At 44.6% G+C, this 9,356-nt stretch carries 8 protein-coding genes; 3 read left to right on the top strand and 5 right to left on the bottom strand.

The genetic code is table 11. The features are described 5' to 3' along the window. Both A4E24_RS10650 and A4E24_RS10645 read right to left on the bottom strand, forming a co-directional pair. Positions 1 to 1,625, bottom strand: a 1,625-nt coding sequence (locus A4E24_RS10650; RefSeq protein WP_292353369.1) for an asparagine synthetase B, incomplete at its 3' end; no start/stop codon positions are given. A gap of 115 nt (positions 1,626 to 1,740) precedes the next feature. Then, entirely contained in the window at positions 1,741 to 2,214 is a 474-nt protein-coding gene (locus tag A4E24_RS10645; protein ID WP_292353368.1) for a hypothetical protein, read from the bottom strand. Positions 2,215 to 2,393: 179 nt separating this feature from the next. On the opposite strand from A4E24_RS10645, the gene A4E24_RS10640 reads away from it, so the two are divergent. From A4E24_RS10640 to purQ, 3 genes are all read left to right on the top strand, one after another. Continuing rightward, complete coding sequence (locus A4E24_RS10640; RefSeq protein ID WP_292353367.1) at positions 2,394 to 2,978, top strand: CDP-alcohol phosphatidyltransferase family protein; 585 nt, start codon at positions 2,394 to 2,396, stop codon at positions 2,976 to 2,978. 62 nt (positions 2,979 to 3,040) lie between these two features. Next, positions 3,041 to 3,289: a phosphoribosylformylglycinamidine synthase subunit PurS gene (purS, locus tag A4E24_RS10635; RefSeq protein ID WP_292353366.1), complete on the top strand. Its 249-nt coding sequence runs from the start codon at positions 3,041 to 3,043 to the stop codon at positions 3,287 to 3,289. Continuing rightward, positions 3,289 to 3,987: a phosphoribosylformylglycinamidine synthase subunit PurQ gene (gene purQ, locus A4E24_RS10630; protein WP_292353365.1), complete on the top strand. Its 699-nt coding sequence runs from the start codon at positions 3,289 to 3,291 to the stop codon at positions 3,985 to 3,987. The genes purS and purQ overlap by 1 nt, the downstream gene beginning before the upstream one ends. Positions 3,988 to 3,989: 2 nt before the next feature. On the opposite strand, the gene rnhB is transcribed toward purQ, so the two are convergent. From rnhB to A4E24_RS10615, 3 genes are read right to left on the bottom strand one after another with little or no spacing between them, the layout of a single operon-like run. Then, positions 3,990 to 4,640: a ribonuclease HII gene (gene rnhB / locus A4E24_RS10625; protein WP_292353364.1), complete on the bottom strand. Its 651-nt coding sequence runs from the start codon at positions 4,638 to 4,640 to the stop codon at positions 3,990 to 3,992. 40 nt (positions 4,641 to 4,680) lie between these two features. Further along, positions 4,681 to 6,936, bottom strand: a complete 2,256-nt coding sequence (locus A4E24_RS10620; RefSeq protein ID WP_292353363.1) for a type II secretion system F family protein — start codon at positions 6,934 to 6,936, stop codon at positions 4,681 to 4,683. A 17-nt stretch (positions 6,937 to 6,953) separates the two neighbouring features. Then, positions 6,954 to 9,296, bottom strand: a complete 2,343-nt coding sequence (locus A4E24_RS10615; protein WP_292353362.1) for a type II/IV secretion system ATPase subunit — start codon at positions 9,294 to 9,296, stop codon at positions 6,954 to 6,956. Between the last annotated feature and the right edge of the window lie 60 nt (positions 9,297 to 9,356).

Genomic DNA, 9,356 nt, shown 5'->3' with positions numbered 1-9,356 from the left:
TTGGGTGTGTGGAACATATAGGAATCAGGATTGATGCTCTTTATGGTGATCAGGCACTCAATGGCATAGTTCTGCTGCTGCATGATATACATGGCATAGTTACTGTCCTTGCCTGAGCTGAACAGCACCCCCAGTTTCAGGTTGGGATATCCATAGAACTGTTTCAGGTAATCCGTCTTGGTATTGGATCCTGCTCTTCTGGCAAGCCTGTCGATGGCCTTATCGAACCTGCTGCCATACTGGGCAGCCTGTTTCTTCCTCCGGGTAAACTCCGCAGGTATGCCAATCCTTTCTCCGACCCTGCGCAGGATGAGCTTGTTCTCAGTATCATTTATCTTGAACTCCGGCGGTATCTTCAGGCCGTATTCCACGAACCTCCTGTCAAGATAAGGCACCCGCGTCTCGATGTTGTGGTACATGGACACAACATCGTCCCTGTAGGTGTTCTTTTCGTAGATCTTCAGGATATCGGCATAAGAATCCCTGTTGATATCTGTGGAACGCTTGTGCCTGTCGTACCCTGCGAACAGCTCATCTGCCCCTGAGCCTGAGAACATCACGCGCATCCCATCCTCCTTTGCCGCCTTGCAGGCAGTGTACATGGTAAGCGCCACCCCTACCTTGGGAACATTCGTATCCTCCACCAGGGGCACTACGGTCTTGAGGTACTCTTCCACCTGTTCCAGGTCTATCTGGTAGACCACAAGCTCAAGCCCCAGTGCTTCCGCCACCTTCTTCGCATATTCTATGTCCGGTGGCTCCTGCACGTCTTTAAGACCCGAGCTGTAGCATTTGAAATCCTTTCCGGGAATTTTTCCAAGCTTCTTGCACATGTATGCCAGGATGGTTGAATCCAGTCCCCCTGAGAACAGTATCCCGAAAGGCTCGTCAGGAAAACGGATCTTTACAGCATTTTCAAGCAACTGTTGCACTTGTTCTGCAATTTGCTCAAAAGTGCCTTCATGTTGGGGAGTAATAGAAAAGAAATTCCGGGTGTAACGGTCCACAGTTCCATGCTTGATATCATAAGCCAGTATCTCCCTCGGGTTGAGCTCTTTTATGTCAGTATAGCCTGTTGCCTTCAATGCCTTTTTCTCCGAGGCGAAGGCAAAACCCTCTGAAAAGCTGTACCAGAGAGGTTTCAGGCCGATGATATCCCGCGCAATATAAACTGCGCCTTCCAGCCAATAGGCGAAAGCATACACACCCCGGAGCCTATCCAGAGAGTCACAGATATTTCGCATCACTGCTGTGGGATCTGCGGTATTCACATTGTCATCGTGCAGTCTTTGCTCTATAAGCCTTACAAGCAGGTCCGAGTCGTTGGAGGCATCTATCCGGCAAGCTTCTGCCAGCTCTTTCCAGTTATATATCTCACAATTGGACGTGAGGATGCCTGCATGAACAAGAGGCTGTCTTGTGAAATTTACCATGGAATGCAGGGTGTGACCAATGATATTGTTCTCATGTGGAAGGTGCAGCCTCTCAGCAGCATCTGCATATTCCACCCAACCAGGTCCTGCGACGCCTGTGCCGTCCTTTCCGCGATCGGACAGTATATGCAATGCTCTGAGAGTTAGTTCGGCAGCGTTCTCCCTGTTAAAAAAGCCAGTAATACCGCACATTTTCCTGTTCCTGTAAGTTACCTTTCGGATCAGCAGGATAAATGCGGTTGCTTGCTAATAACCTATCGCATCTCATCTCAGGCATCGAAATTTCTGTGAGGAAAAATGTCCGTGATCAGGGGTTGCAGTTGAACCGGACCCTTTCCTCAGGGGTCAATGAAATATAGAACCTTAGGATGTCATCCGGATCTATGTCGTCTGCGAGTTTGAACCCTCTCTCTGCACCGGCGTTAAGGAACTTTTCTTCCTTTTCATGCTTCTTCAGTATGAGCTCCCTTATCACATCGTCGCTCATAGAGGACATGTCTACCCTTTTGAGCAAACCGATGTTTATGAAATTCTCTTCGATGCGCTTATAGAGCTCATCAGCGGTCCGGTAATTTGGCTTTTCCTCTACCACAGCTTCTGCATCCAGTAAAAAGATCTCTTCCCCGTTATCTTTTCTATAGGACAAGGCGATCTTCTTCATTACGATATTGCCGTTCTCGCAAACCACCATATTACGCTCAGGTCTCATATTTTTACCTCTTGCTGGGCGTTTGATCACATTAGACCCTGGATGGATGTACCACCATTCTTCTTCCAGCATCAGGTAAAAATCACTCAAATTCGTATTTAATGTTTTCTATATTGTACTGTATAATACTACTCATGCTCATCATAGAGCAGGTTTATACAGTTGTTTGCTTCCGTTCATAACAGATAACTAAAATAATATATTGTCAAAACCACTTAAGGTTAAATGAGGGATGCATCATTTTCAGCAAGTTGAAAAATACCGTAAGGAAGGCTTTATTGCCTCTGGCCAAAGGAATACCCGTTTCTCCCAACACACTTACTGTTATAGGTCTTGCTGTGAGCATTGTAACAGCTATGATCTTCGCCAGAGGTTATGTGGTACTGGGTGGAGTGTTCATCCTTGTCAGCGGTATCTTTGACGTGCTCGACGGCGCCGTGGCCCGGGCTTCCAACAGGATGACAGCCTTTGGGGCTGTGCTGGATTCCGTATGTGACCGTTATGCAGATGCTATTATCTTTGTAGGCATCATTTATGGCCTTGTCAACGGGAGCATAGTCCCGTATCCTTTGCTCCTAGTCCCGGATTGGCTCTGGTGTTCCCTTGCCCTTATTGGCTCTTATCTTGTCAGTTATACAAGGGCTCGCTCAGAAGCCGCAGGCGCTAAATCAATGGACGTCGGTCTTGCCGAAAGGCCGGAGAGAATGATCCTTCTGGTCCTGGGTGCATTCACCGGGTATTTAGTACCGGCGATCGCCCTGATCGTCATCCTTACACACATCACTTCCCTACAGAGGCTTATACAGGCAGAGCGCTCCCTGAGGACAGAACCATAAAGCGTTATTTTTAATTGCGTGGTCTGTCATACTATAGCAACTAACCCAACTGAGGATATAGAATGAGATATGAAGCTGATGTTACCATTGAATTAAAATCCGGTATGCTTGACCCGGAGGGTACTACAATTAAAAGAGCACTGGAACATCTGGGCTATTCCCCGGAAAGTGTGAAGACCTCAAAGAAATATACCATCACTCTTGAGTCAGAGAACATACATGATGCAAGAGAGAATGTGGAACAGATGTGCGAGAAGCTCATTGCAAACCCAATAATACACAATTATACTATCACCTTGAGGGAACTCTGATGACCGTTGCCATTATCCAGTTCGGCGGCAGTAATTGTGACCAGGATGTGCTCCACGTCCTGCAGGATGTTGTGGGTCTGGATGCACGACTTGTCTGGTACAAGGAAGATAACCTCTCTGGTTTTGAAGGTGTGGTGATCCCCGGTGGTTTCTCCTACGGTGATTACCTCAGGGCCGGTGCCATAGCAGCTCGCACTCCTATTATGGAATCCGTGAAGGAACTGGCTGCAGAGGGCAAGCCAGTTCTCGGTATCTGCAATGGCTTCCAGGTACTTACAGAATCCGGCCTGCTTGCAGGTGCCCTGACAACCAATATGTACCCCAAGTTCAGGTGTCAGCCTACCTGCCTGCGTGTGGAAAGCACAGGAACCCCATTCACTTCCAGGTTCAAAAAAGGTGAAGTGGTACGTATCCCCATAGCCCATAAGGAAGGCAATTTCTATGCCACCGAGGATACTCTGGCACAACTGGAACACCATGATCTTGTGGTTTTCAGATATGCAGATTCAGAAGGCCATGTTACTGATGAGGTCAATCCCAACGGTTCACAGGAGAACATCGCAGGCATTGTCAGCACCTCCCGTAATGTACTGGGCATGATGCCACATCCAGAGAGAGCTTCAGAGGATATACTCGGTTCAAAGGATGGGCTTAAGATATTCGAGTCAATGGCAGATCACATAACAGGTTCTGCATGAACCTATTTTTCTTTAAGCACGTTCATAGCGGTCTTCCACGAATGTCTGACAAACTCCGGCAGAGTACCATGTTCTCTGCTCCAGTCTTCAAGGAACCGCTTTGTTTTCGGATCTGACGGATAACCGCTTCCCAGATCGATGCCAATTCTCTTTTCCAGTTCTTTTACCAGTTCATCCCTTCTTACCTTGGCTACGATGGAGGCTGCTGACACTATCGGATATGTGGCATCGGCCTGGTGTTCGGAAACTACGGACAGCTCTTTAGACTTTTCAGGAAACTTCTTTGTATACTGTGCTTTCAGGTTTGTCCCGAACCTTGCTGCATTCACATCTGCAGCATCGACATAGGCCATATCGGGCTGCAATTCTTCAAGCACCCTGGAAAATCCCAGGACCATTATCTGGTTCATGCTCATGACCTTACGCAATTCATCGATCTGCGAAGGTGATACCTCGAAAATGTAAACCTTTTGTGCATATTTCCTTATCTGATGTGCGAGATGCTCTCTTTTCTTAGGTGTGAGTTTCTTGGAATCTGCAACCCCCAGGTTCTTCAGGGAGTCTATCTTATCTTTATCTGCAAGCACTCCTCCAATGCACATCGGACCGATCACAGGTCCTTTTCCGGCTTCATCTATTCCTGCTATCCTCATCTCTTATTACAACCAGTGCAATGCATAAAAGTTGATATGGTCAGATGAACAGTGTGAAGATTAAAAAACCAATGGTCATCATGATTATTGAATGTTTAAGCCCGGACATCACGCTTCCTTCTCCCATGGCACCGGCCATAAGTCCGGAGCTAAGCCCCTGTATCAGGGCTGCATGCTTGAACAGCTGGGTATAGGCATCCAGATCAAAGCTTCCCAGGAAACCTCCGCTAGATCCCGAAGCAGCCATTTTCTCGCCAGCTGCGGCCATTTCAGAAAGGAAAGTAGTGGATATGACGAATATCACACCTACGAACACAAGGAAAGAAATGTAGATTATAACGATATAGATCATCATGCTCATGCTTCTTTCTCTGCGCATGGCCTGTTCAGAGGCAGCATCCCTCGCAGCAACTATCAGCACTTCACCGATGTCACCACTCGATTCATTTGCCTTGGTGATGAGGGAAAGAGAACGGGTTATGACCTGTGTTCTTAATCTGTTGGCAAAACGTATCAACGAATCATTGATTTCAAGTCCCCAGGTAATATCGTTCCATATCTTCCTGGTCTCCTTGCTCAGGGAATTTGTATCTGATCTTGCCATCAGGTTTATGGAATCCCTCAGGGTCATTCCCGTTTCGTTAGTGCTTGCCAGTTTTTTCAACATATCTGGAAAATTGTTCTCTATCTTCTTTTTCTTCATGTTCTTGATCTCATGGAAGATGGCCAGTGGGACCAGAACAATGAAAAGTGAAAGAACAAGTTTGTCGTCAATGAAATCTACAAGTTGTGCAGGAGTGGCAATACTATGCATGTTAAGAGCAAAAGGTATCATCAGTGCAAGTAATGCAAGAGGAACGGTAACTATGGCTGAGAAGAGGGGGTTAGCGAACATGGGTGCAAGGGGATTCTTTAATGTGTTCTTTAAATTGAGCTGTTTTTTAGATCTGATAAAACCTTCATAATACTGCCTTTGCTTTACTTTCTCTTCATTCTCTTCGATGAGTATTCCATTTTCATCCAATTGCTGATGCAGATGCTGAGGAACCTGGGGTATATCGTGCTTCAGTTCGGCACGTGTGGGCAGAAGTTCTGGTTCACCCATCTCGCTGGGGGTGATCATACTTATCATTACCACGAACATCACGGAACCCACGGGCAATACTCCGTAGATCACGGCGTATATCATGGTGGTAGTACCAGATCCCATGACTGCCATCATAACACCCATTATGATAATGAACAGGGGACCAGCTACAAATGCAGTTACATACGACTCGGCCAGTAATCCCAATGTTTCCAGGAATCCCTTCTGGTCTGTTTGTGACTTCAGCAGGTAGCTTTCGGACTTGTCCTGAAAGTACTTTGAAATGCTTCCACCGCTGTCAATGACAGTAAGCAGATTATACATGAGCTCCTGGAAACGGTCAGAAGGTGTGATCTCACATGCATTGGAAAGGGCTGTTCTCAGATCATGGCCGAAATAATCCATGTCCCTCACAATTGCATCAACTTCCAGTGAAACTTCCCCATAAGTGTTCACGGACTTTGCAAGGGCTTTGAACATATCAATGATGTTCATACCTCCCTTGCTCATAGCATACATAAAGGTCACAGCGTATGGTAATTGCCTGTTGATCTTGCCTTTTCTTTCGCTTGCCTGAAAACCTGGATACATCATGAACAAAGCATATGTCACTCCACCCAGAGAGAATGTGGAAAAAACTATTATCAAAAGGGCGATGAACAATTCCTTGAATTGTAGTAACCATGCCGTGGATGAGCCGAAGGTAAGTTGTGTTATCTGTCCGGGAAGCCCGATAACCGATACAACGGTATAGGCAACAAGCAATCCCAGGATGGCACCAGCTATACCACATAGAAGAGAGTAGAAAATGGCATTGGAGATATACATCTCATATGACATCGGTATGCGGGCTTGTTTGAGCTGGGTCTGCAGGTTGGCATAGCTGTCTTTCTTCTCTTGTATCTTATCTCCAAGGATCACAAAAGGTATCTTCTTAAGGATGTTCAAATACAGGATCAATTTATTCTCTATTGACGATCCAGGAGGGTTGTTTGCATTTCTTTTACCCCTTAATGACAAAGAAGTAAGAAGATCTTCGATCAGAGCTTTTGGGTTTCCAGATCTTTTTTTCCTGGAGATTGGTCTATTGTTGGAAACAGGCTGCTCTAAAGCCTGACCATCATGCAGCATGCTGTGCTCATTTGTATGTTCAGAAACATGTTTTTCATTCATATTGGCTGTATCGATCTTACCGTTCTCGCTATTCATGAGCCGACCTGTGATATTCATTCAAGGTTCAGTTTCTTCAGGAGCTTTTCAGGTGTAGATTGGTATGAATTGATAGTGTCAGAAATTTCCTTGAAATCAGTGTAATTATTTTTCACCATATATTCTAATATTCTTTTTCGATTGCGCAGTTCTTGGTCTACCTTTGAACTTGTCCATCCTCTGCGCAGCCTTATGTCCATAAGAGCTTTGGATTCACCTGTCCTTATGAACATATCCCTTTCTGAATCCCATACAAAAATATCGTTAGTTCGGATGTTCCTGGTATTAGGATCAATATCAGTGATCTCCACCAGTTTGATATTTCTCCTTACACGTTTACCTTTGGTATAGGTCTGGGATTGGATGCTCATGATGTCCAATGCCTGGATCATAGTACGGGGTACACTGATAGGTGGGTTCTCAAGCCTGTGGATCGCAGAAGCCACGGAATCAGCATGCATAGTGGAGAAAGTTGTGTGTCCTGTTGACATGGCCTGGAAAAGTGTTAATGCTTCCTTTCCTCTCACTTCACCTACAAGCAGGTATTCAGGTCTTTGCCTTAAGGCCGCCTTAAGCAGGTCATACATATCCACAGCTCCACGCTCATCTGCGGTGAAAGAATCTCTGGTAACACTGGGTATCCAGTTAGGATGAGGTAGTTTAAGTTCCCGTGTATCTTCCAAGGTAATGATCTTTGCCTTCTCAGGAATGAACAGGGAAACAGCGTTAAGGGATGAGGTTTTACCTGATGCGGTCCCTCCTGCATAGATCAGGCTCTTATTATTTTCAATGCAAAGCCAAAGATAAGCCATGGATTCAGCTGAGAACGTACCCCATTTGATAAGGTCCACAGGAGTGATAGGAACATCACTGAACTTACGTATGGTAAAAGTACTACCATGTGCAGTGACACATGTGCCCAGGGTCATCTGGATCCTGGACCCATCAGGCATCGCCGCATCTATCATGGGTTCTGCCACTGATATATGTTTTCCACTTCTTTGCGCTATCTGGATTATAAATGAGTTAAGTTCCTCTTCCTGAAAAACAATGTTTGTTGCAATGTTAGTGTGCTTTCTATGGTACAGAAATATAGGCAAATCGTGCCCGTTGCCTGAAACATCTTCAATAGAATCATCATGCATAAGAGGATCGATCTTATTGAACCATATGAAGTCCCTTTTAATATAGTAGGAAACTTTTGCCAGCATCGCAGGGGTAACTTCAATAGAGTAATCTTTTACGATAGAGGCTATCTTCATATCCAGTATTTTTTCCTTGTCACCATCTTCATTTACTTTTTCGACAAGTAGCACATCTCTAAGTCGATCCTTGATCTCTGTGAGAAATACTTTTTCAAAATCTGTCATTTCAGGTTCGACCACATAGTACAGATGATCGTTCCGCTCGGCATTATAAAGGATAACTACGAAAGCATAAGGTTCGTTGATCCAGTAGCGTTCCACTTCCTGATAGCCTTCGAGGCCACTAAAATGGGATATTTCGCCGTGTATAAGAGGATCATATCTTTCGATCTCTTTTTCTTCCTGTTGGAACAGGCTGCGGATCTTCTCTATGACCGAAGGTTTTCTTTTCAAGCCTCCTTCAGTTATATTACATTCGATCGGATCTGTTTTTCCGAGAACCTCTTTTTCAATATCAAGTGCATGTACGTAATTTTCTTTTTCTATTTCATTGGTTATTGCTGATGATTTGATGGTTTTTTCTGATGCTACTTTTTCAATGTTTTCCTTTGCCACATGTGTGCTGGTTTCGCTTGTGATCTCCTGTAAATGTGTGGAGTTCTCAAACGATATATTTGGAGCCTGTTCAGGGAATGGCATTTTGTTTTCAGCATTCGGAAGGTCAGAAAAATGCTCTTTTTCTGTATCCGTTTCGTTCCGTATCTGCTCTTCAATATTTCGTGACATTCCAAATTTAGGGGAACGGGGCACCAGTATTTCAATATCCTTCAATAAAGATTCAGCACCTTCACCAGTTTTAAATATCTCTGCAACAGCATCATTTTGTTCCTTTTTGTTTTCTAGTATGAACTCTTCAGCAGGTTTAGGGGCGCTTCCTTTCATTGCTGGGGGGATTTGATCTATTTGTGAGCCAATGGTCTGTTTTTTGATCCTCGGACGATATATAGAGACCTCCGAAACATCCAGCTCTTTTTTTTCATCATCGATCAGGTTTTTGTTTTCAGATGTGTCCATCTCTTTTTGTTGTAATGTGTCAAGCTCATCTATAACACGATTTTCAATTGTTTCTTGAAGTGTCGTACCTTCTTTGTTCTTATGTATATTTTCCAGTTCCTCTTTTTTTTCTTTTTCTTTCACACTGGAATTCTCTGTCATTTTTCCACCAATCTATGAAACATACTATATTATGAATTATATTATATTAGTTTTATAGAT

Origin of the sequence: Methanomethylovorans sp. PtaU1.Bin093, from assembly GCF_002067275.1 — an archaeon.
Lineage (GTDB): Archaea > Halobacteriota > Methanosarcinia > Methanosarcinales > Methanosarcinaceae > Methanomethylovorans.
Note: the sequence above shows the minus strand (reverse complement) of the source record. Positions and strands in the feature narration are given on the sequence as shown.

Bases quoted from the DNA above. Each gene is read 5' to 3' on its own strand.
- rnhB (WP_292353364.1), bottom strand. From the start codon at position 4,640: ATGAGGATAGCAGGAATAGATGAAGCCGGAAAAGGACCTGTGATCGGT.
- purQ (WP_292353365.1), top strand. From the start codon at position 3,289: ATGACCGTTGCCATTATCCAGTTCGGCGGCAGTAATTGTGACCAGGAT.
- A4E24_RS10615 (WP_292353362.1), bottom strand. From the start codon at position 9,296: ATGACAGAGAATTCCAGTGTGAAAGAAAAAGAAAAAAAAGAGGAACTG.
- purS (WP_292353366.1), top strand. From the start codon at position 3,041: ATGAGATATGAAGCTGATGTTACCATTGAATTAAAATCCGGTATGCTT.
- A4E24_RS10645 (WP_292353368.1), bottom strand. From the start codon at position 2,214: ATGCTGGAAGAAGAATGGTGGTACATCCATCCAGGGTCTAATGTGATC.
- A4E24_RS10620 (WP_292353363.1), bottom strand. From the start codon at position 6,936: ATGAATAGCGAGAACGGTAAGATCGATACAGCCAATATGAATGAAAAA.